Origin of the sequence: Actinomadura syzygii (genome assembly GCF_008085905.1) — a bacterium.
GTDB lineage: Bacteria > Actinomycetota > Actinomycetes > Streptosporangiales > Streptosporangiaceae > Spirillospora > Spirillospora syzygii.
The window spans coordinates 358,671-380,728 of record NZ_VSFF01000001.1; the positions used below are offsets into that span (position 1 = coordinate 358,671).

Genomic DNA, 22,058 nt, shown 5'->3' on the forward strand with positions numbered 1-22,058 from the left:
TAGCCGCCCCTAGCCGCCCCTAGCCGACTCTCCAGTTATCGGCGTTTCTGTCCGGGGCCTCCTCTACCGTTAGCCCATGGCTGAGCTTGCCCCCGGCATCTATGAGCAGGTCGTCACCGCCGAGCTACAGCGGCGTCTGGAGGCAGTCGACAGCGACCTCGTCCATCGCGATGACTTGAAAAGAGTCGACGCCGAGGAGTTGCTCGTCCGACATCTGGCGACCCAAATCCGTCGCGCGCTCAGGATCGCCGGAGGGCAGCAGGCGGACATCGCCGACCAGGTAGGCGCCGCCAACCGCATCAGCCATGCGATCGCGTCCGTGGTCCCAGAGGCGGCGAGCGGCGACGACCTCCTCGCTTCGAGCCAGGACGTGTTGCTCGCCATTGCCGAAGGTCGCTTGCCGGACGGTGCCGTCGCCTTCCCGGAACGGCCGGACGTCCCTCTGACCTCCAGCGCCCTGCTTGTCAACGGGCGCGAGCAGCCGCAGATCGGGCGTGAGGTCGTCAAGGAGTTGGCGTCCGCCGATCGGGTCGATCTCCTCATCGCTTTCGTCAAGTGGCACGGCCTTCGACTCATCGAGGACGCCCTGCGGGACTTCCTCTCCCGCGGCGGAAAATTGCGGGTCATCACAACGACCTACATGGGCGCAACGGAACTCCGCGCGGTCGAAAGGCTCGTCTCCATGGGTGCCGACGTGGCTGTCTCATACGAGACGCACCGCACCCGACTACACGCCAAGGCTTGGCTGTTCCACCGGAACTCCGGGTTGGATACCGCCTATGTCGGCTCGTCCAATCTGTCGCGGACGGCGATGCTGGACGGGGTGGAATGGAATGTGCGGCTCGCCCGGGCCGAGCAGCCACACCTTGTCGATACGTTCGCGGCGACCTTCGAAGATTACTGGAACGACCCCGCCTTCGAACTCTACGACCCCGACCGCGACCACCAGCGGCTCGCGACCGCACTCGCCAGCGAGCGGGGCGACCAGCGGAACCTTCCGCTCCAAGTAGCCAACATCGATGTTGTGCCGCGGCCCTACCAGCAAGAAGTTCTCGACGTGCTCCAGGCGGCACGGGAGAACCGTGGCCACTGGCGCAACCTTGTCGTCATGGCAACGGGCACTGGCAAGACCATAGTGGCCGCTCTTGACTATAAGCGTCTTCGCGAAACCGGGAAGGTGGAGTCACTTCTCTTTGTTGCCCATCGCAAGGAGATCTTGGCGCAGAGCCTCGCCATGTTCCGTACCGTGCTGAAGGACGCGACCTTCGGCGAACTACTGGTGGACGGGGACCGTCCTTCGCAGTGGCGACATGTGTTCGCGTCCATTCAATCACTCAGGTCGCTTCCTCATCTCGCGCCTGATCGTTTCGATATGGTGATCGTTGACGAATTCCACCATGCAGCGGCACGCTCCTACGGTGAGCTTCTCGACGACATCACCCCTGTTGCTTTGCTCGGCCTCACCGCAACACCCGAGCGCGCCGATGGCGAAGACATTTTGCATTGGTTCGACGGGGGGCGTCCCACTGCCGAGCTTCGCCTGTGGGAAGCGCTGGAACGCGGCATGCTCGTGCCATTCCACTACTTCGGCATCCACGACGACGTAGATCTCTCACACGTCTCCTGGCGAAGCGGTCACTACGACGCTCATGAGCTGACTGAGCTCTACACCCGCCATGATGCCCGCGTCTCCATGGTCGTCGAAGCTTTGGAGAGAAAGCTCGATGACCTGGTAGCGATGAAGGCCGTCGGCTTCTGCGTGAGCATCGCCCATGCGGAATTCATGGCTTCCCGGTTCACTCAGCGAGGGATCCCCGCCCTGGCCGTCACGTCAAAGATGACGGCTCAGGAGCGCGCCACCGCCCTACAGAAACTCCGCAGCGGCGAGAGCAAGATAGTCTTCACCGTCGACCTGTTCAACGAGGGCGTGGACGTTCCTGACATCAATACCGTCTTGTTCCTCAGGCCAACTGAGAGCGCTACCGTCTTCCTTCAACAACTGGGTCGGGGTCTCAGGCTGACCAGCAACAAGCCCGTCCTCACTGTTCTAGATTTCGTTGGTCTGCAGCGCAAGGAGTTCCGGTTCGATAGACGGTTCACCGCGCTGACCGGGAAGCGTCGTGGGCAGCTAGGGCATGAGATAGAGGCTGGTTTCCCCACCCTGCCCGCTGGCTGCTCCATCGATCTGGATCGCGAAGTCAGCAAGATCGTTTTGGCCAACATTAAGCAGACCCTAAGCCTTCGCTGGAAGGACCTTACTTCCGAGCTGAAAGAACAAGGCGATGTGTCGCTGGGCGACTTCCTCGACCACAGCGGACGGGAAGTTGAGGATCTCTACCGCGGCACCAGAGGCGGATGGGCGGCGCTGCGCCGAGATGCGAATCTCGATCCGCGCCCGATTCTGTCTGCGGAGGACGACACGAGCCAACGCAAAATGATCGGCCGGTTGCTCCACATCAACGACCCAGAACGCCTCAACTTTCTTCGCGATCTTCTCAGCCGACCAACTCCACCGAGCCTTGCTGAGGCGAGCCTTCGGGAACAGCTGTTGCTGTCAATGCTGAACACGGCTTTCGATGCCCGTAAGGGGCTCAGCGCAGTGGAGCAGCATCTGGCTCGGTTGTGGATCAACTCCGCGCGCCGCGAAGAGCTTCTCGAAGTGATCGACGTGCTCTATGCGAGAATCGACCGCCTCACGCCGGTCGTACCCGAGCTCTCTGACATGCCGCTACGGCTTCACGGTCGCTATACCCGAGGCGAGGCCCTGGCCGCGTTCGGGTTGGAGATCTCGGGCTACATGGTCGCTGGCGTCCAGTGGTTCCCTGACCTGCATGCGGACGTCTTCCTGGTCACGATCAACAAGACCGAGGCACAGTTCACTCCGTCCACGATGTACAACGACAGGGCGATCAGCCAGACGCTCTTCCAGTGGGAATCCCAGGGCCGGACGCGGGAGCACTCGGAGACCGGGCGGCGCTACATCAACCATGCTGCCCGTGGCTCGACGGTCCACCTGTTCCTGCGTGAAGAGAAGGAAGACGCCTACGACTACGCCGGGCCCATGACGTACCTCTCACACGAAAGTGAGCGGCCGATGCGCATCGTCTGGGAGCTGTCCTATCCGCTTCCGGCAGATGTCTTTCACTACGCCAAAGTGAATACCGGCTGACACTTGCGCCAGGTCGGATGCCCGGTCTGTAGTTGGTCCATCACGCTTAGCGCGCCGAGGTAGACACGTCGCTCTGCAAGGGAGTTGGTGGTAGGTAGTGGCGGATGAGGGGAATCCGGAGGAGCAGGGGCCGGATGGGGAAGGGTCGTGGTTGGGGCGGGGGGTTGCTTTGTTGACTCCTGTGTTCGCTGTGGCTGCTGGGTGGTTGGCGGGGGTTGTGGCGCAGGCTGTGCCTGAGGCTCATCTGGACGAGGGGCAGGTGACCGCGTTCATGATTGCGGGGACTACGGCCGCGTTGGGGGCCGGGTGGAAATGGCTACAGGGGTGGCAGCAGCACGAGAGTTACGTGGCGGAGGGGAAGGCCGCGCCTGTGCGGAGCAGTCGGGAGCGGGAGCAGAAGCGGAAGCAGCGGCAGAAGCAGAAGCGGCGTAAGGGCTGATGGCGGTGCCGGGTTCGGCCCTGTGAAGTGTGGCCTTTTGGTAGGTGACATGTTGCGGTCGCGGGCAGAACATGTGGCGTTCATCTGTTGATCGCGTCGTGGTTGTAGCCATGGCGGGTGCGTTCCGTATTCGGGGTCATGGTTTTGAGCGTCGCGCTGGTCGGGTGCACCGTGGCGCAGGCTTCGGTTTCGGGGGACGAGGTCATCGTCGTCGGCGTCAAGGCCGATCAACCTGGTCTCGGTTACCGGGAGCAAGGGGTGTTCCGCGGGTTCGAGGTCGATGTCGGGACCTATATCGCGCGTCGACTCGGGGCGTCGCGGGTGCGGTTCCGGGAAGTGCGGTCGGACAACCGGGAACAGAAGCTGAACGACCATTCCGTCGACCTCGTGCTGGCGTCGTACTCGATCACGCCCGATCGGGCGAAGCTGGTGACGTTCGGTGGCGCCTATTACGTGGCGCATCAGGACGTGATGGTGCGTAGCGGTGAGACCACGATTCGCAGTGTGCGCGACCTGACGGGACGGCGGATGTGCCAGGCGAGCGGTTCGGTTTCGACGGCTCGGGTCGTCACGGGGCTGAGCATTCCGGCGAAGCTCGTCCCGGGGTCGTCCTATAGCGACTGTGTGGCGAAGTTGCGCGCCGGGGCGGTCGACGCCGTTTCCACCGGTGATCTGGTGCTGGCCGGATTCGCGGCGAACGACCTGCACATCCTCAACCAGCCGTTCACCGACGAAAGTTACGGCGTCGGGATGCGCAAGGGCGAGATCGACAGGTGCGAGAAGGTCAACCGGGCCATCACCACCATGTACCAGGACGGGACGGCCGCCAAGCTCCTGCGCAAGTGGTTCGGGAAGAGCCGCATCCCGCTCGTCGAGGAGGTCCCGCAGTTCGAGGGCTGCTCGTAGGGGCTCGGGGGAGGCGGCTCGGAATGTCGGAGGCGCCGCCTAGGGTGGCGGCGTGGCTGAGGACAGGGTCGTTTGGGACGAACTCCGCACGGCGGGCTTCCTGCATGCCCTGCGGGACGCGCACCGGGAGGCCACGCTGGTCCTGTTCGGGGGGCTGAGCCGGGCGGCGGGGTTCAAGGAGCGGACGTACGGGGTCGGCGCGTTCGAGTTGTTGGAGAGCCATCTCGACCGCGTCTTCAAGCGCGACCTGGCGGAGACGGTCGTCCGGGACGACCTGAACGGGTCCCCCGGGTGGCGGTACGGGCCCTACCGGGTGCTGCTGAAACGGCATGAGTTCGGCAACGTCCGGGCGATCCGCTGGGACCGGGCCAGTCCCACCAAGCAGGCCGTGGCGCGGCAGGGGTACGTCGACGATCCGCAGTTGGAGCTGCCGCTCGGGATCCAGCGCGACACGCCCGGGGTGATCACGCTGGTCCTCGCGCACAGCGCCAGCGAGGAACCGCTGGAAATGGAGCTTTTCCTGGGACGTCCCAGGTGGAACGCGGATGGAGGTACGGCCTGGCACTGGATACGGGAGATCGACGACGCCATCGGACCTGATCCACGTCGTAAGCTCGTCGAGCGGACCATGCCGCTCTGGGACGACGCCGACGGCAAGGACGACACCGACGACGTCCCCATGCGGCTCCGCAGGGAGACGAGATCGGCCTGATGACGGCATCGGCCTGACGAACCGGATCGGGCTTACCGGCGGGGTCGGCCTGGCGACGGCGTCAGCCTGGCGATGAGGTTGACCCGGCGATGAGACCAGCCTGGAGCAGAGGTTGGCCTGGCGATCAGGTCGGCTTGGCGGCAGGATCGGGTCGGCAACGGAGATCGGGTTAGCAAAGGGTGGCGCGGGTGCTGTTCGACTGCGAGCGGCTGACGCTCGCCAGGCGGCTCAGGGGACTGCGCAAGAACCAGCTCGCGGAGGCCGTCGGGACGACGCCGAAGGCGATCGGGCGGTACGAGGCCGGGGTGCAGCGGCCCGACGAGCCGACCGTCAGACGCCTGGCGATCACGCTGGGCGTGCCCGTGACGTTCTTCGGCGCCGGACGGAGCCCGGTGTCGCTGGACGGCGCGCATTTCCGCTCGCTGCGCTCGACCAGCCAGATCGAGCGCGACCAGGCGCTCGCCTACGGGCGCATCGCCACGGACGTCGTCGCCGCCCTTGAGGAGCTCGTCGACCTTCCCGAGGTGGAGCTGCCGGAGTACGTCGTCCCGCCGGACGAGATCGCCGGGAGCGGTCCCGTCGAGGCGGCCAGGCTGACGCGCAAGGCGCTGGTCGCCGAGCCCGGACCGGTGCCGCACGTGGTGCGCCTGCTGGAGGCCCACGGCGTGGTCGTGCTCGTGCTGCCGGACGCGGCGGAACGGGTGGACGCGTTCAGCGTCGGCGTCCATCCGCGCCCGATGGTCTTCTTCAATCCGGCCAAAGGCGATTACTGGCGTAACCGTTTCGACGGCGCGCACGAGCTGGGCCATTTGGTGATGCACGCCGACGCCGAACCCGGCGAGAAGATCGTCGAAGATCAGGCGCACCGGTTCGCGGCGGAATTCCTCATGCCCGCCGACGAGATCGGCGATGAACTGCCGGCTCAGGCCGACTGGGAACGGCTCGCCGAGTTGAAAGCGGCGTGGGGCGTCAGCATGGCGGCGCTCCTCTACCGGGCGCGCACGCTCGGCGTGATGACGGAGACCGCGTACCGGACGGCGATGTCCGCGCTGAGTTCGCGGGGCTGGCGGCGCCAGGAGCCGGGCCCGGCGCGCCCGCTCGAACAGCCGACGATGCTGACCCGAGCCCTGGAGATCGTCGCCACGGCGGGCACCGACCGCGACCGAGTCGCCGCCCTTGCCCACGTGACCAGAGCCGACCTGGACCTACTCGTCCCCCACCGCCGCCACACCACCGTCCCCAACGACAACTGACACGGCCGACCGAACCCCACGGGACCCTCGACCGAACCCCACGGCACCCCGACCGAACCCCACGGCGCCAGAACGAGCCCGGCAGCCAACCCGGAGCGTCCCGTCCGCAGCTGACACGCCGGACCCGAGTCCCACGGCGCCAGAACAAGCCCGCCACCCCGGAGCGCCCCGGCCACAGCTGACACAGCCGACCGAACCCCCGCCACCCCGAACGAGGCCAGCCCAACCCGGAGCGCCCGGCCACAAATACGGGAAAGGGGAAGGACACCCCAGTCCGCCCGCAGCGGGACGGAGGTCAGCCAGGACACGGACGCAGGAAAGGGTGCGGGGCGGGTCGGCGGCGGGCAGGCAATGGGGGTTCTTGCCAATCATGCTGATGATGAGATTTGTAAAGCCGGGACGAGAGTGACATATCTCTGACGCGAGGTCTCCTGCGCGTCCGGCAATGCCTGTGAGACCCTCCGAGGGTCGTCGTGGCCTACGAGCACTGGAGAAAGAGTGCTGGACAATCGGGAGGCCGGTCCGACCGCGCTGCGCATGCAGATCGGCGCGCGGCTGCGTCGGATGCGGGAGGACAGGGGCATCGGGCGGGCCGAGGCCGGTGCGGCGATCCGCGGCTCGGAGTCCAAGATGTGCCGCCTCGAACTGGGCCGGCACGGCTTCAAGGTCCGCGACGTCCTGGACCTGCTGGACCTCTACGGCATCGAGGACGAGGACGAGCGGGAGAGCTTCGTCGAACTCGTCCAGGAGGCGAAGAAGCCGGGCTGGTGGCAGAGCTACGGCGACGTCGTGCCGAGCTGGTTCGAGCAGTATGTCGGCCTTGAGCAGTCGGCGACGACGATCCGCTCCTACGAGGTGCAGTACGTCCCGGGGCTGCTCCAGACGCAGGAGTACGCGCGGGCCGTCATCGGGCTTGAGCATTTCGACGCGGGCTACGACGGGCTCGACCGGCGGCTCACGGTGCGGTTGACGCGGCAGAAGATCCTGTTTCGCTCGGTCACGCCTGTCCGGCTGTGGGCGGTCATCGACGAGGCGGCGCTGCGCAGGCCGATCGGCGGGACGGCGACGATGCGCGCCCAGGTCGAGCACCTGATCGCCGTCGCGGAGGCGCTGCCGAACGTGAACATCCAGATCCTGCCGTTCGCGGCGGGCGGGCACCTCGCGCTCGGCGGGCCGGTCACGATCATCCGGTTCGGGGAGGACGAGCTGGACGACGTCGTCTACCTCGAACAGCTCACCAGCGCCCGCTACCCGGAGGGCCGCGAGGCCGAGCGCTACCAGCACATCATGGACCTGCTCGCGATCCGGGCCGCGCCGCCCGCGCGCAGCGTCACGCTCCTCAAGGAGCTGGTGAAGGAATTCTGAGTCCGGCGCCGCCGATCGAACACATGTTTGATTCAGCGGGTACAGTGGTGGCATGTTCCAGGCTTCACTGCTGGACGACACGGACGAGCGCGGTCCACGTCCCCTGAGCGACGCGCGGCGGACGCGGCTGTCCGGGGGCGCCTGGGTCGACGTCCTGCCCGGCTGGATCCCCGGGGCGGACGCGCTGTTCGAGCGGCTGCTGGAGACCGTGCCGTGGCGGGCGGAGCGGCGGCACATGTACGACCGGGTCGTGGACGTCCCGCGCCTGCTCGCCTTCTACGACGAGGGCGCTCCCCTGCCCGACCCCGTCCTGGACGAGGCGAAGTCCGCGCTGGACGACCACTACGCAAGCGAACTGAACGAACCGTTCCGTACGGCGGGGCTCTGCCTCTACCGGGACGGACGCGACAGCGTCGCCTGGCACGGCGACCGGATAGGGAGGGGCGCAACTGAAGACACCATGGTCGCGATCCTGTCAGTGGGAACTCCCCGGAGCCTGCTCCTCCGGCCTCGCGGCGGCGGCGCGACCGTCCGCCACGAGCTGGGGCACGGCGACCTGATCGTGATGGGCGGAAGCTGCCAGCGCACGTGGGAACACGCCATCCCGAAGAGCGCTCGCGTGACCGGCCCGCGGATCAGCGTGCAGTTCAGGCCCCGCGGAGTCCGCTGACCATCACCACCAAGCCACCGGCCAGGAGTTCAGGCAGGCACACGGAAGGGGGTTGAGCGAGCGCCATCGGGCCGCAGGAACAGGTCACCTCATGGCACCATAACGGTGATTCGGGAGGAGGCCCGTTGCTTCGTCTGGTCGTGTCTCAGACCTCTCCGGGGGCGTATCGGACGGTACTGGACGCGCTGCAGGCGCCGGTCCCGCCGTTCACGCCCGCCGGGCGGCACATCCTGATCGAGCCCGGCCAGTATCCGAACACCGGGTTCCGCAGTTCGGGCGACTTCGTGCTGACGGCCGTCGGCGGTCCAGGGTCGGTCACGCTGGACGGCGCCACGGACGCCACGATCGAGCTGACCGGCAACGTGACGCTGCAGGGCCTCGTCATCCGGAACTGGAGCGCGGAGGGCGCCGCGCTGGACGTCTCCGAGGGCAGCGTCCTCGCCGAGCAGTGCCAGTTCGTGAGCCGGTCCGAGGCGGTGGCCGTGCGGGCGTGGAACGGCGGACGGCTCGCGCTGAAGAACTGCCGGGTGCAGGACGGCGCCGTCGTGTACTCGGCCGCGTCCGGGATCATGGAGTCCACCGACGTCTCCGGGCCGGACGGCAACGCGGTCGCGATCCGGATGGGCAGCGCGGTCACGGTCCGGTCCTGCCGGATCGAGGACCCGGGCGGCAGCGGGATCTGGGTCACGGAGGGCTCCAGGCCGCTGATCGAGCAGTGCACGGTGACGGGCGCCGGGGCGGCGGCCGTCCTGGTGGACGATCGCGCGGACGCGGCCGTCCGCAACTCGGCGCTGCACGGGTCCGGGCAGTGCTCGCTCGTCGTCCGCGACAACGCGAACGCGCTCGCCGAGGACTGCCTGATCGCGGACGCGGCGCTGGAGGCCGTGTGGGTGACGGCGGGCGCGACGCTGACCGCGAAGCGCGTCCGGGCTGAGTCGCCGCTCCGCACCGGCATCGCCGTCGAGGAGGCCACCGCCACCTTCGAGGACTGCGAGGTCGTCGAAGCGGCGCTGAACGGCGTGTACGTCGGCGCGCGTGCCCGCGCCACGTTCCTGCGCGGCCGGGTGGAGCGCGCGACGACCGGCGTCCTGGTGGGCACGGACGGCGACGGGACGTTCGACCGCACCACCGTCACGGGCAGCACGACGTGCGGGGTGAACGCCGACCCCGGCTCGGACGTGCTCCTCCGCGACTGCTCGATCCTGAACAGCGGCGGGTCGGGCGTCCTCGCGGCCCCGTCGGCGCGCGTGCAGATGGAGCGGGTGACGAGCGAGGGGAACGCCGTCCCGGACGCCTTCGACTTCGAGCCGGAGGAGCCGCCCACCGCGCAGGTGCGGGAACCGGAGGCGGCGCCCGGCGCGGGCCCCGTCCCGCCGAAGGGCGCGCGCCGCACGCCGGGCGCGGGCCCGGACGGCGGCGGCGGAGGAGGCACGGCCGACGCGCTGCTCGCCGAACTGGACGCGATGGTCGGCCTCGCCGGGGTGAAACGCGAGATCAGGAAGCTGACGAACCTGCAGAAGGTGGCCGAGCAGCGGCGCCTCGCCGGGCTGCCGCCGGGCCCGGCGATCGGCCGCCACATGGTGTTCGCCGGACCGCCGGGCACGGGCAAGACGACCGTCGCGCGCCTGTACGGGCGCATCCTCGCGGCGCTAGGCGTCGTCGAGAACGGCGAGGTCGTGGAGGTGAGCCGGGCCGACCTCGTGTCGGAGAACGTGGGCGGCACGGCGTTGAAGACGTCCGCCGCGTTCGACCGGGCGCGCGGCGGGGTGCTGTTCCTGGACGAGGCGTACGCGCTGTCCCGCAAGACGTCGGGCACCGACTTCGGGCAGGAGGCCATCGACACCCTCGTCAAGCTCATGGAGGACCACCGCGACGAGGTCGTCGTCATCGCCGCCGGATACTCGGCGGAGATGCGCGAGTTCCTCAGCGCGAACCCGGGCCTGAAATCGCGGATCTCCCGGACGGTGGAGTTCGAGAACTACAGCCCCGCCGAGCTCCTCCAGATCACGGCGACGCAGGCGGAGAAGGACGGCTACCGGCTGTCCGACGACGCGCGCGACGCGATCCTCGACCATTTCAAGTCCGTCCGGCGGGACGCGACGTTCGGCAACGGGCGGGCCGCGCGCCGGGTGTTCGAGGCGGCGGTGGAACGGCAGGCGCAGCGCCTCGCCGATCTCGCCGAACTGCCGTCCGGCGACGAGCTGAGCCTGCTCCTCGCCGAGGACCTCGACGTCGAGACGGGCCTCGCCGCCCGGTTCGGCGAGGCCCGCGACTCCGACCAGGTCGCGCACGTCCTCGGCCGGCTGATCGGGATGACCGGGCTCACCGAGGTCAAGCAGGAGATCAGCGACCTGCTGGACCTGCTCGCCTCGTCCCGCCGCCGCCGCGAGGCCGGTCTCGAAGCCGAGCCGTTCACCGGGCACCTGGTCTTCGCCGGTCCGCCGGGAACGGGCAAGACGACGGTCGCGCGGCTGTACGGGGAGCTGCTGGCGGCGCTCGGCGTCCTCGCGCAGGGGCAGGTCGTCGAGGCGGCGCGGGTCGACCTCGTCGGGCAGTACGTCGGGCACACCGCGCAGAAGACGGCGGAGGTGTTCGAGCGGGCGCGCGGCGGCGTCCTGTTCGTGGACGAGGCGTACTCGCTGTCGCGGCCCGTCGACAGCGGGCACGACTTCGGGCTGGAGGCGATCGACACCCTGGTCAAGCTGATGGAGGACCACCGCGACGAGGTGATCGTGATCGCCGCCGGGTACTCGTCGGAGATGGACGGCTTCCTCGCCGCGAACCCGGGCCTCGCCTCCCGGTTCGCGCGGACGCTGACCTTCCGCCCCTACGACGTCGACGGGCTCGTGTCGATCTTCCTCGGCAAGGCGGAGGCGGCGGACTACCTCGTCCCGGAGCCGACGCGGGAGGCCCTCGTCGCGCACCTCGAAGCGCATCGCGAGCGGTACCTGGAGGGCAACGGCCGCGAGGTCGACAAGCTGTTCCGGACGGCGGTCACCGCGCACGCCCGCCGCACCGAGCAACTCGCGGGCGGCGGCACCGAACTGACGACCGAACAACTCTCCACCCTCCTCCCCGCAGACATCGCGCCGTGAGCAGAGTCGAGCCGCTCGCCACGATCACGGCCGCGACGCGGGCCCTGCTCGTCACGGCGGGGCGGCTCGACGACGCGGCGTGCCGCGCGCCGTCCCCGCTGCCCGGCTGGACGCGCGGGCACGTCCTCACCCACGTCGCGCGCAACGCCGACGGCGGCACGCGCCTGCTGACCTGGGCGCGGACGGGCGTCGAGTCCTACGAGTACCCGAGCGTGGAGGCCCGCGCCGCCGAGATCGAGGACGGTGCGGGACGTCCCGCCGCCACCCTCGTCGCGGACGTGCGGGAGAGCGCCCGCCGGTTCGCCGACGCCTACACGCTGATGTCCGAGGAGGCTTGGGATCGGGTCGTCCAGTGGACGTCGGGCATCCGGCATCCCGCCGCGCGGGCGTCGGACGCTCGGCTGACCGAGGTGCTCGTCCACCACGTCGACCTGGACGCCGGGTTCACGCCCCGCGACTGGCCCGCCGACTTCACGGCCCGGATGCTCGGCACCGTGGTCGCCGCGTTCGCCCGCCGGGACGACGCGCCCGACCTGCGGCTACGCGCCACCGACACGGGATGCGACCTCGGCGACGGTGCCCGCGTCGTCGCGGGCACTGAGGCGTCCCTGCTCGCCTGGCTGATGGGACGCTCCTCCGGCGACGACCTCACTGGCGTCGAGGGGATCTCGGTCCCGTTCCTCTACTGAGGCGGCGGCCCGCCTTCCGCCGCCTCCGCCGCGCCCCTGCTCATTCGCGCGTTTTCGGCGCCGATTGTCAGGAGTGCACAGTCAAGCCGTCGCGCGACGGTTTATGTCCACAGTTTTCCAAGACGGTCCCGTAAATGCGTCGCGGGACTCAACGGGCGTCCAGTTCGCCGCTCCGGATCGCCGACACCAGCGCATTCCACTGTGCAGAATCGAGCGTCAGGACGCCCGCCGCGGTATCGCGCGAATCACGGACCAGGGCCACTCGGCCGAGGGCCGCCACCTCGACGCATTCGTTCGCCCCACCGCTCTGGCTGCCCTTGCGCCAGGTCAGCGACGCCACTTGTTTCGACAGGTTCACGATCCAGCAACCCTCCATCCGATGTCGGCGGGTGCCGTCTCGCCATCCGATCGGGCAAGAACACCCGCCGGGCGAGCACCAAGCAGGGCACAACAAACCACGACCTTGTGGATAATTTCCCGATCACGAGTGTAAACGGTTCCTGTTATTCCGCCTACACGGGACCACAAGATCACGCTGCGTGCTATGCGGGCCACTCGCCTTGTAGGTGCCTTGCGCGGCTGTCACCTCCGGTGGCGTCGGGGAGGAGTGATACGACGATTTCGCGGTGAAACGGAGTTACGGCGGTCGAGTCAGGCCATCGGCTCGATGAGTCGGACCGTCAGGTCTTCGAGGAGGGCCTCGGTTTCGAGGAGGGCCATCGGTCTTGCGGGGCCGTCGGGCTTCGGGTCGGTCAGCCCATCAGGTCTTCGGCGGCCTGCCGGAGGAGCGTGATCGACTCGTCGGCCGACAGCGCCGTTTCGCGAAGTTCTTCGAAGGCATCGCGATACTCGGGAATCGCCTCGTCGTCACCTGAGAGCATCACGCTGGCGCCGGGCCGACCCTCCAGGTAGAGGACGTCATCGAGGTCGCCGTCGAACTCGAGCAGGCTGAACGGCCCGTCGAGCCCGGGATGCGCACCGACGGCGAACGGAAGGACCCTCACGGTCACCAGATCGTCTCGTTCGGCGACGTCGGCGATGCGGTTCAGCTGGTTGGGCATGATCGCCGGATCGGTGCCGATGCCCACGTGGCGGCGGATGACCGCCTCGTCGATGATGTAGTGCTGCCGCGGCGGGTTCCGGCGCTCGGCGAGCTCCTTCTGCCGCTGGATACGGAGCCTCACCGCGAGGACCCGGGCCCGCTCGGACGCCCTGCCGGTGGCCAGCACCTCCGCGTATTCGGGTGTCTGCATGAGCCCGGGGACCACCGTGCCGTGGAATTGCCGGATGTAGGCCGCGCCGGCCGAATAGCCCACGTAGTTGAGGAAGCTGGGATTGAGCTCGCCCTTGTACTCGTTCCACCAGGCGGGCTCACGCGCGCCGCGGGCGAGGGCCTGCAGCCGTTCCTGCCGTTCCTCCGAGGTGACGCCGTACACCCTCAGCAATGCCTGCAGATCGGTGCGGGTGATGGAGTTCTTACCTCCCTCGACCCGAATGAGCTTCGACGGGGACCATTCGAGTTCACCGGCGACGTACTCCTGCGTCAGGCCCTTCTCTTTCCGCAGTCGGACGAGTTCGGCCCGCAGAAGTGCGCTCTGGACGATCGGCCCCTGGTCACTGGTCATCTCAATCGCTCACTCTATGTAGTCGATGCCACCAGGCCGCGTGCAATCTGGCAGCTCGCTACCTCGCATGGTACGTCACGCCATAAGGCCACCTGACGTCGCCCCCGCGAGCCCCTACTCAAGAAACAGACCCCGTCATATCGCCCATAACTCCGGTCTGAAGCTTCCAGACTGCTGCATGCCCGTAGGCCATGTTGTAATGTGCTAGGTAGCAAACTACCAGACTCCGGTATGACAGCGGGCGCGCTGCTACCAGAGGGCGGGGCGGCTCTCACTCAGGGTGACGCCCGGACGGGGAGGCACGCGACGCGACAGCGACTTTTCGGCATCACCGGAAACAGAGAATAGAGTCGCCCACCGCCTTCCGACGATCACCGGTCGCGAGCCAGGCCGATCGGAGGGAAAGCGGAGAGCGACTCCTCGGGACCGCGTAGACCGTGGCGGCGGGCCTTTACCGGCACCCTGTGAAAACGCAGAAGGACCTGGGCTTGACCTGCCAAAACGTTCTCTGCGGACCTCACCAGTCTAGCCGCGATCACGCGCTTCGGGCTAGTAGGTGAAGGCGACTTCGGCACTCCGGACGATCCCCGGCCGACAATTCGGCCGACCGATCCGAGGGCGTGCGAGGCGCAATTCGAAGCATGGGGTTCTCGTTATGTCAGGACAACTGTTTCATCCCCCTATCTTTGGCATCCACCCCACTAGGAACATCGGCCCTTCGAGCTCCATCCGCCCTGCGGGCGCCGGCCGCCCCGCGAACCCGGCGTCCGCCCCCCGGCCGGACGCCAGTCGGGTGCGGTGATGGACGAGCACACCCGCCATCACGACCCGGACCAGATCGTCCCGTCCGAACTCGACGCCGCCGCCGACCGGCACTCCGTCCGACCGGCGAGCCCCGCCGAGCACCAGGCGGACGCCACCGACCACCAGACCCCCACCCCAGGCGGCACCCGCACCGGAGCCGCACACCCCCGGACCGCACGTCCGGGCCCTGGCCAGCCGAGCACGAGTCATCTCGAAGGAGGGCAGCCCGGCCGGGAGCAGGCGCATGTCTGGCCTGGGACCGGGAGTCAGGTTGTCGCACGCCGGGCCGGGCCGCCGGTTCCGGCGGGCGGCGCGTCGGCCGTCCGGCCGGGCCTGATGCCTCCGCTCCAGGGTTTCTGGGGCGCTCTGACCGAGACCGAGCAGGACGCGCTGCTCGCCATCGCCCAAGAGGTCGTCTACCCGGTCGGCACGATCCTGTGGGCGGAGGGCCAGGCCGCCGACCAGGCCGTCGTGATCCAGGCCGGGTCGGTCAGGGTCTCGGTGAACCGGGACGGCCACGAGCGCATCATCGCGTTCCGCCGTCCGGGCGACATCATCGGCGAGCGCGCCGCGCTGCTGATGCGGCGCCGGTCGGCCACGATCGTCGCCATGGGGACCGTCCGCGGCCTGCGGATGACGACGCTGCCCTTCGCCGCGTACCTGAGCGACCATCCGCGGGTGGTCGACGTCCTCGAAAGGGAGCTGTACGACCGGCTGACCGAGCAGTCCGGCCGGAGGCGGACGGCGCCGCCGCCGTACGGGCCCGCCGCCCAGTACGGGTACGGCGGTCCCCAGAACGGGTCCGGGATGCAGTACGCGCCCGGCACACTGCACGGCTACGAAACGGCGGCCGGATACACCGTCCAACCCGGATACGCGGGACAGAACGGTTACGCAGGCCAGAACAGCCAAGGAGAACAGAGCAGTTACGCGGCGCAGCCCGAGGCCGAGAACGACGGCCCGCCGAGCCTGTACGGGCAGCAGCATTCCTATGCGACCGTGCCCATGGCCCTACCCCCAGCGCACCAGAATGGTCAGGGAGCGCACCTCGTCCCGGCTTCGAGCATCCCGTACGAAGACGAGGATGACGACGAGGACAAGGCGACCCAGCCCATGGTCCTCACCCCGTCCCCCCAAGCCGGACCCTCCTGGACGGGCCGGAACTGCACCATCGCCTACACCGACATCGCGGGCTTCAGCGAGTCCCACCGCAACGACCGCGACCGTCTCGACATGCGGCGTGCCATGTATACGCTGCTGCGCGAGGCGTTCGAGGAGGCCGGGGTGCCCTGGGGCGTCTGCCACCTGGAGGACCGCGGCGACGGCGCGCTGATCGTCGTCCCGCCCGAGGTTCCGACCGCCGCCGTCGTCGACGCCGTGATCGCGTCGCTGGCGCGGCGGCTGCGCCGGCACAACGAGAAGGCGAGCGCGCCGGTCCGGTTCCAGTTGCGGGTCGCGGTGCACGTCGGGCCCGTCATGCCCGATCCGCCCGGCGTGTCGGGCTGGGCGCTGATCCGCACCGCCCGGCTGCTCGACGCGCGTCCGCTCAAGGACCGCCTCGCCGCGTCCGGAGCCGACCTCGGCTTCATCGCCTCCACCTTCGTCTACGAGTCCGTCATCGCCCACGGCCCCGGCTACGTGAACCGCGCCGAGTACGAGCCCATCAGCTGCAGGGTGAAGAAGCTCAAGACCGAAGGGTGGATCCATCTGTGCGGAGTGCGCGCGCAGTCCGCCGTGTGAACCCGTCCCCGGCCTGACGTCGGCCCGTCCCCCCGCACGGGCCGCCCTCGGCCCCGACCAGATGCCCCGCGTGCCCCCGCGACGCGGGGTTTTCCGCTTCTCAAGGGCCCACGGCGCCCGGGCCGTCGTCCTGGCCGCGTGGGATGCGGAGGACGAACCGGGCGCCCGAGTCGCTGTCCTCGATGGTGAGCGTCCCGCCGTGCATCTTCGCGATCTCGCGGGCGATGGGCAGGCCGAGCCCGGTGCCCGCCGGGTCGCGCTCCTTGCTGTCCGCGAGCCGCGCGAACCGCTGGAAGACGAGGTCGCGGTTCTTCTCCTGGATGCCCGTCCCGTCGTCGAGGACCTCCAGGACGGCCACCGAGTCCTCCCGCCACACCGTGATGTCGATCCGGGACTCGGCGTGCCGCTCGGCGTTGTCCAGCAGGTTCGTCAGCAGCCGGACGAGCCGGAGCCGGTCGCCGTGCACCGTCACGCCGTCCTGCAGGTGCGGGACGATCCGCTTCGTCCGGTCGGACCGTGCCACCTCGATCGTGACGAGCGCGGCGAGGTCGATCGTCTCCGTCCCGTGCCAGGCGGCGGCGTCGAGGCGGGCGAGCTGCAGCAGGTCCGTCACGATCGCCTGGAGCCGTTCCAGGCTCTGCAGGACGGCCCGCGCCACCGTCGGCCATTCGACGTCGTCCGGGGCGAGCAGCGCCTCCTCGAGCTGGGCGCGCGCGGCGGCGATCGGGCTGCGCAGGTCGTGGGAGGCGTCCGAGGTGAAGCTCCGCTGCCGCTCCAGGGCGCTGTCGAGCCGGTCGAGGGTCGCGTTCGCGGCCTCGGCGAGGCGCCTGATCTCGTCCCGGTTCTCCGGCACGGTCACACGGCGGCCCGACTCGCTCGCGGTGATCTCCGCCAGCTCGCGGCGGATCGCGTCCACCGGGGCCAGGGTCTGGTCGACCGTCCCCCAGGCGCGCAGGCTCACCAGCAGGACGACCAGCAGCGAGACGCAGATCACGACGAGCAGGAGCGCCCCGCTGACATACCAGGGGGTGTTGGGGATGGCCGCGTAGATGAACCAGTCCCCGCCCGGCTGGTAGACGCGGTACGCGAACACCCACATGCAGCCCCTCAGCCCGCGCGGCGGGCAGAGGACGCGGGTGCTGTAGATGTTCGCCTCCGCCGGACGGAACCCGGCGATGGGCGAGCCGCCCAGATCCCGGCGCGTCCCGGCGATCACCCGGCGGTCGCCGTCGAGGAGCTGCACGATGACCCCGTCCGGCACCTTGAGCGGCCCCGTCAGCGGCTCGCGCCGCACCTCGTAGGCGATCCGGACCGCCGCGGTGATCGCCTGGTTGCGCCTGTAGTCGCCCGCCCGGCCGTGCAACCCGACGATGACCAGGGTGCTGAGGATGGCGCAGATCAGGGCGGCGACCGTCCCGGCCATCACGGTCATCCGCACCCGTATGGACCATATGCGCCGTCCGTACACCCGACCTCCCGCTGGTGAGGTAATCACCGCCCAGATCGAAAACAGTCCTCCGAACAGCAGCGCAGCACCCAAGAAAGATCAAAGAAATGGTGCGCGGGGTTGCGGCCGTCCCAGAAGCTCCAGCGCTGAACTACACCGCTGTTAGCATTTCTGGTTATGGAGCTGCGCCAGCTTGAGTATTTCGTGGCGGTGACGGAAGAGGCGGGCTTCACCCGGGCCGCGGCCCGGCTGCACGTCGCACAGCCCGGGGTGAGCGCGCAGATCCGGCAGCTCGAACGGGAGCTCGGGCAGCCGCTGTTCGACCGGTCGGGACGGACCGTCCGGCTGACCGAGGCCGGGGAGGCCGTCCTCCCGTACGCGCGGGCGGCGCTCGCCGCGGTCGCGGGCGCGCGGCTGGCGGTGGACGAGCTGACGGGCCTGCTCCGCGGACACGTCACGATCGGCACCATCGACTGGATCAGGTCCCTTGACCTGCCCGGACTCCTCGCCGGCTTCCACCGCGACCATCCCGGCGTGGAGATCACCGTCGTCCAGGAGCAGGCGGCCGCGCTGACCGCCGGGCTGCGCGACGGCCGGATCGACCTCGCCTTCCTCAGCCTCGGCGCGACCCCGCCGGACGGCATCGCGATCCGGGCCGTCATCGAGCAGGACCTGTACGCCGCCGTCCGGTCCGATCATCCGCTGGCGCGGCGGTCCACGGTCGCGTTGCGGACGCTCGCCGAGCACGACCTCATCTGCCTGCCGCAGGGGACGGGGGTGCGGGCCGTCCTGGACGAGGCGTGCGCCGACGCCGGGCTCCGTCCGCGCGTCGCGTTCGAGGCGGGCGAGCCGCCGGTGCTGGCGCAGCTCGCCGCACACGGGCTCGGCGTCGCCGTGCTGCCCGAGTCCGCCGCCGTGGGCGGGACGGGCGGGGCGGGCGAGCTGCACGCGCTGCCGATCGTCCGGCCGCGGCTGACCGGGCGGATCGCGCTCGCCTGGCGCGCCGAAGGCCCGCGCGGACCTGCCGCGCGGGCCCTCCTCGCACGCGCCCGCGACCTGCTCCCCCACCCGGCGCCCTGACGCCCTGACGCCGGGCTTGGCAGGTCGCGCGGGTCAGGCGGCCTTGCGGGCCGTCTTGCGGGCGGACTCCTGGAGGACGCGGCGGAGCACGTCCGGCTTGTTGGAGATGACGCCGTCGACGCCGAGCCCGATCGCCTTGCGCATCGCGGCGGGGTCGTCGACGGTCCAGGTCTGGAGGTCCATCTTGGCCGCGTGGACCTTCTTCACGTAGGACGCAGTCAGGTCGCCGTACGGCGGGTTGATCTGGTCGGCGTAGGCGGCGAGTTTCGGCAGGTCGGCGGTCTTGGGCGTGCCGATCAGCCCGGTCGGGACCTTGGGCAGCTCGGCGTGGAACCGGCGCACCGACTCCCAGTCGAACGACTGGACGACGAGGCGCCGCTCGGCCGGGTCCGTCCGCAGCCAGGACGGCGCGCCCCGCAGCGACGCGGCGATCCGCTTCTCGATGCCCGGGTACAGCTCCGGGCTCTTGATCTCCAGCAGCAGGCCGAGGCCGCCGCCGTCCATCTCGCTCAGCACCTGGTCGAGCGTGGGGACGCGCTCGCCCTTGAACTTCTTCCCGAACCAGGAGCCGGCGTCCAGCTTCCTGATCTCGGCGAGCGTGAACGCCGAGACCTTCCAGGACTTCCGGCCGGGGAACACCTGCTCCACGTTGGTCGTCCGGGTCAGGGTCGTGTCGTGCATGATGACGAGCTTGTGGTCTTTGGACTCCTGGACGTCGAACTCGAACACGTCCGCCTTCTTGTCCTTGGCGAGGCGGAACGCGGCGAGCGTGTTCTCCGGCGCGTAGGCGGACGCACCGCGGTGCGCAACGTCCGTAACACCGGCGGACAGCGCGGTGAGCGCGGCCACCGTGCGCGGACGCGGTTCCGGCGCGCCGGGCAGGGTCAGTTCGGGAGCGCCGGGCGGGGGCGGCTCAGGCGCCCCCTGGGGCGAGGACCGGAGCGGGGCGGAAACGGAGACGGGACCGGCGGTGGCGGGCGTCGCCGGGACGACGACCGCCGCCGAGGCGGTCACGGCGAACAGCGCGAGACGATTCCGACGGTGCATCTTCACCTCTCGGGAGCCGGGGCTTGACGCCCCCACCATCCGGGCGTCCAGTGACGCCGGAGTTACGGGCCGGTAGCGGACCGTGTACTACCGGCGACGATACGCAACGTGTCCGCGCGACTCCGCCCGGACACGGCGTCTTGGCCGGATCAGGAACCCGCCATGGCCATGTACGGCCCCGCCGCCGTCCCGGGTTCGCGCTACGCCCCGCCGTCGGCGGCGTCGTCCTCGGGACGGCTCTCCTTCGCCGACCTCGCCAGAAGAAGGACTCCGAAGAGCACCTTCCGGCTTCGCCGCAGCGCCCGCGGCACGCTGACCCGGCGTTCCGCACGTTTCGCCTCGGTAGCCGCGTCGGTAGCCGATTCCGGGGACGAGGCCGGAGCCGGGACGGCCCGCCTCGACCGGGACATCCGGCGCGGGCGAGGCGCCCACGACGACCGAGGCGTACCAGCCGACCGAGGCATCCGTGACGACCGGGACATCAGGGGCGTCCCCAGCCGCGTCGGACGGCTCCGTCCGCGCAAGGTCTCCGACCGGCCGAGCTCCCACCTGCCCGACTCGCAAAGATGCGCCAGCTCCAGGACGGCCGCCGAGGCCAGCACCCGCGCGTCCTCGCCCTTCGCGAGGTCGCACAGCCGGGCCGCCTCGTTCACCGGGTCGCCGATCACCGTGTACTCGAACCGCTCCTCCGCGCCGATGTACCCGGCGACGACCGGTCCGGCGGACACGCCGATCCCCGCGTCCAGCGTCGGGACCTCGGCGCGCAGCCGCAGCGCCAGCTCGCGGGCCGCGCCGAGCGCCGCGCCCGCCGAGTCCTCCAGCCGGGTGGGCGCGCCGAAGATGGCGAGCGCCGCGTCCCCCTCGAACTTGTTGATCCAGCCGCCGTGCCGCGCGACCACGCTCACCACGACGCCGAAGAACCGGTTGAGCAGGCCGACGACCTCGTTCGGGCTCCGCGTGTCGGCGAGCCGCGTGGACCCGGTCAGGTCGACGAACAGGACGGCGACCTCGCGGGTCTCGCCGCCGAGCGTGATGTCGCCGTGCTCCAGCGCCAGGTCGGCGACCTCCTCGCCGACGTGGCGTCCGAACAGGTCGCGGAGCCGCTCGTGGTCGCGGAGCCCGGCGACCATGTGGTTGAACCCGGCCTGCAACTGCCCGACCTCGCTCGCGTCGTACACGTCGACCTCGGTGTCGAGGTCGCCCCGCTCGACCCGCGCCATCCCCGTCCGGACGGCCCTGATCGGATCGGCGATCGCCCGCGTCGCCATGTAGGTGACGCAGCCGCCCGCGGCCAGCGCCGCGCCGCCCACGCCGAGGATCGTGATCGCGAGCTGGGTGACGTTGATGTCCGGCGCGGCGAGCGCGGCGACGGCGACGCAGATCAGCCCGGACACCGGGATCGCCGTCCCGAGCGTCCAGGCCAGCATCACCCGCGTCGTCACCCCCGGCAGCCGGACCGCCCGCGGCCGCTCCGCGGCGAGCACCAGCGCCGCCGCCGGACGCAGCAGCCGCTCCGACAGCAGGTAGACGATCGTGCAGGTGGTCGCCGCGCCGAGCAGGCAGGTCAGGCCGGTCTTGATCGCCAGCCGTCCGGTGAACAGGAGGAGGTCGAGCACCGCCCAGCCGAGGGCGCCGACCGTCCACAGCGCGCCGATGAGCTGGGTCAGCCGCAGCGGCCCCAGCAGGACGGCGCGCCGCTGCCGCCGGTCGGGCGTCCCGCCGTCCCGGACGAGCCGGACCACCGGCCGCCACAGCCGCAACCCGAGCAACAGCGCCACCGGCACCGCCACCACCGGATATCCGAAGAACGCCGCCGCGTTCACGAGATGCGCGTGGTCGCGGTCGTCCAGCGGCGGGTCCGGGACGACGAACGTCGCGAACAGCAGCACGACCAGCGACCCGACCGCGTTGGCCACGCCCACGACCACGAGCAGCACCCACCGCACGCGGATCTCGAGCATGCTTCGGCTGGTCACCTGCGCGCCTCCGGGGGGATGGAACCGCTCAGCACGGATCA

Annotated in this window: 15 protein-coding genes; 10 read left to right on the forward strand and 5 right to left on the reverse strand. The window is 69.7% G+C overall.

The window, feature by feature from the left end; translation table 11 throughout:
* The first annotated feature begins 76 nt into the window (after positions 1–76).
* The 8 genes from FXF65_RS01865 to FXF65_RS01900 all read left to right on the forward strand — a co-directional run bounded on the left by FXF65_RS01865 (position 77) and on the right by FXF65_RS01900 (position 12,298).
* On the forward strand, positions 77–3,169 hold the full coding sequence (locus tag FXF65_RS01865; protein ID WP_148347832.1) for a DEAD/DEAH box helicase: 3,093 nt from the start codon (positions 77–79) through the stop codon (positions 3,167–3,169).
* Positions 3,170–3,746: 577 nt separating this feature from the next.
* Entirely contained in the window at positions 3,747–4,514 is a 768-nt protein-coding gene (locus FXF65_RS01870) for a glutamate ABC transporter substrate-binding protein (RefSeq protein ID WP_148347834.1), read from the forward strand.
* Between the two features lie 52 nt (positions 4,515–4,566).
* Entirely contained in the window at positions 4,567–5,226 is a 660-nt protein-coding gene (locus FXF65_RS01875; protein WP_148347836.1) for a hypothetical protein, read from the forward strand.
* A 188-nt stretch (positions 5,227–5,414) separates the two neighbouring features.
* Entirely contained in the window at positions 5,415–6,479 is a 1,065-nt protein-coding gene (locus FXF65_RS01880; protein WP_246198297.1) for an XRE family transcriptional regulator, read from the forward strand.
* Between the two features lie 498 nt (positions 6,480–6,977).
* Positions 6,978–7,844 (forward strand): helix-turn-helix domain-containing protein, encoded by an 867-nt coding sequence (locus tag FXF65_RS01885; RefSeq protein ID WP_246198298.1) that lies wholly within the window; start codon positions 6,978–6,980, stop codon positions 7,842–7,844.
* A 52-nt stretch (positions 7,845–7,896) separates the two neighbouring features.
* The gene (locus FXF65_RS01890) at positions 7,897–8,514 is read left to right on the forward strand and encodes an alpha-ketoglutarate-dependent dioxygenase AlkB (RefSeq protein WP_148347840.1); all 618 of its coding nucleotides are present in this window, start codon (positions 7,897–7,899) and stop codon (positions 8,512–8,514) included.
* A 140-nt stretch (positions 8,515–8,654) separates the two neighbouring features.
* Positions 8,655–11,609 (forward strand): right-handed parallel beta-helix repeat-containing protein, encoded by a 2,955-nt coding sequence (locus tag FXF65_RS01895; RefSeq protein ID WP_246198299.1) that lies wholly within the window; start codon positions 8,655–8,657, stop codon positions 11,607–11,609.
* Positions 11,606–12,298, forward strand: a complete 693-nt coding sequence (locus FXF65_RS01900) for a maleylpyruvate isomerase family mycothiol-dependent enzyme (RefSeq protein WP_148347844.1) — start codon at positions 11,606–11,608, stop codon at positions 12,296–12,298. The genes FXF65_RS01895 and FXF65_RS01900 overlap by 4 nt, the downstream gene beginning before the upstream one ends.
* A gap of 148 nt (positions 12,299–12,446) precedes the next feature.
* Here FXF65_RS01900 and FXF65_RS01905 read toward each other — a convergent pair whose 3' ends face one another.
* A complete protein-coding gene (locus FXF65_RS01905) occupies positions 12,447–12,656 on the reverse strand; it encodes a DUF397 domain-containing protein (RefSeq protein WP_246198300.1) in 210 nt (69 codons plus the stop codon).
* Positions 12,657–13,050: 394 nt separating this feature from the next.
* Positions 13,051–13,923 carry a helix-turn-helix domain-containing protein gene (locus FXF65_RS01910; protein WP_148347847.1) on the reverse strand — a complete coding sequence of 291 codons (873 nt, stop codon included), beginning with the start codon at positions 13,921–13,923 and terminating at the stop codon, positions 13,051–13,053.
* An 801-nt stretch (positions 13,924–14,724) separates the two neighbouring features.
* Here FXF65_RS01910 and FXF65_RS01915 point away from each other — a divergent pair.
* Complete coding sequence (locus tag FXF65_RS01915) at positions 14,725–16,467, forward strand: cyclic nucleotide-binding domain-containing protein (protein WP_148347849.1); 1,743 nt, start codon at positions 14,725–14,727, stop codon at positions 16,465–16,467.
* 100 nt (positions 16,468–16,567) lie between these two features.
* On the opposite strand, the gene FXF65_RS01920 is transcribed toward FXF65_RS01915, so the two are convergent.
* On the reverse strand, positions 16,568–17,899 hold the full coding sequence (locus tag FXF65_RS01920) for a sensor histidine kinase (protein ID WP_148348331.1): 1,332 nt from the start codon (positions 17,897–17,899) through the stop codon (positions 16,568–16,570).
* A 192-nt stretch (positions 17,900–18,091) separates the two neighbouring features.
* Here FXF65_RS01920 and FXF65_RS01925 point away from each other — a divergent pair, with 192 nt between their 5' ends.
* Complete coding sequence (locus FXF65_RS01925) at positions 18,092–18,994, forward strand: LysR family transcriptional regulator (RefSeq protein ID WP_148347851.1); 903 nt, start codon at positions 18,092–18,094, stop codon at positions 18,992–18,994.
* Positions 18,995–19,027: 33 nt separating this feature from the next.
* Here FXF65_RS01925 and FXF65_RS01930 read toward each other — a convergent pair whose 3' ends face one another.
* Positions 19,028–20,041 carry a glycerophosphodiester phosphodiesterase gene (locus FXF65_RS01930; RefSeq protein ID WP_148347853.1) on the reverse strand — a complete coding sequence of 338 codons (1,014 nt, stop codon included), beginning with the start codon at positions 20,039–20,041 and terminating at the stop codon, positions 19,028–19,030.
* 200 nt (positions 20,042–20,241) lie between these two features.
* Positions 20,242–22,002 (reverse strand): adenylate/guanylate cyclase domain-containing protein, encoded by a 1,761-nt coding sequence (locus FXF65_RS01935; protein WP_246198301.1) that lies wholly within the window; start codon positions 22,000–22,002, stop codon positions 20,242–20,244.
* Positions 22,003–22,058: the final 56 nt, after the last annotated feature.

Coding starts and splice junctions, on each gene's coding strand:
- FXF65_RS01865 (WP_148347832.1), top strand. CDS start 77: ATGGCTGAGCTTGCCCCCGGCATCTATGAGCAGGTCGTCACCGCCGAG.
- FXF65_RS01870 (WP_148347834.1), top strand. CDS start 3,747: ATGGTTTTGAGCGTCGCGCTGGTCGGGTGCACCGTGGCGCAGGCTTCG.
- FXF65_RS01890 (WP_148347840.1), top strand. CDS start 7,897: ATGTTCCAGGCTTCACTGCTGGACGACACGGACGAGCGCGGTCCACGT.
- FXF65_RS01910 (WP_148347847.1), bottom strand. CDS start 13,923: ATGACCAGTGACCAGGGGCCGATCGTCCAGAGCGCACTTCTGCGGGCC.
- FXF65_RS01915 (WP_148347849.1), top strand. CDS start 14,725: ATGGACGAGCACACCCGCCATCACGACCCGGACCAGATCGTCCCGTCC.
- FXF65_RS01920 (WP_148348331.1), bottom strand. CDS start 17,899: ATGACCGTGATGGCCGGGACGGTCGCCGCCCTGATCTGCGCCATCCTC.
- FXF65_RS01925 (WP_148347851.1), top strand. CDS start 18,092: ATGGAGCTGCGCCAGCTTGAGTATTTCGTGGCGGTGACGGAAGAGGCG.
- FXF65_RS01930 (WP_148347853.1), bottom strand. CDS start 20,041: ATGCACCGTCGGAATCGTCTCGCGCTGTTCGCCGTGACCGCCTCGGCG.
- FXF65_RS01935 (WP_246198301.1), bottom strand. CDS start 22,002: ATGCTCGAGATCCGCGTGCGGTGGGTGCTGCTCGTGGTCGTGGGCGTG.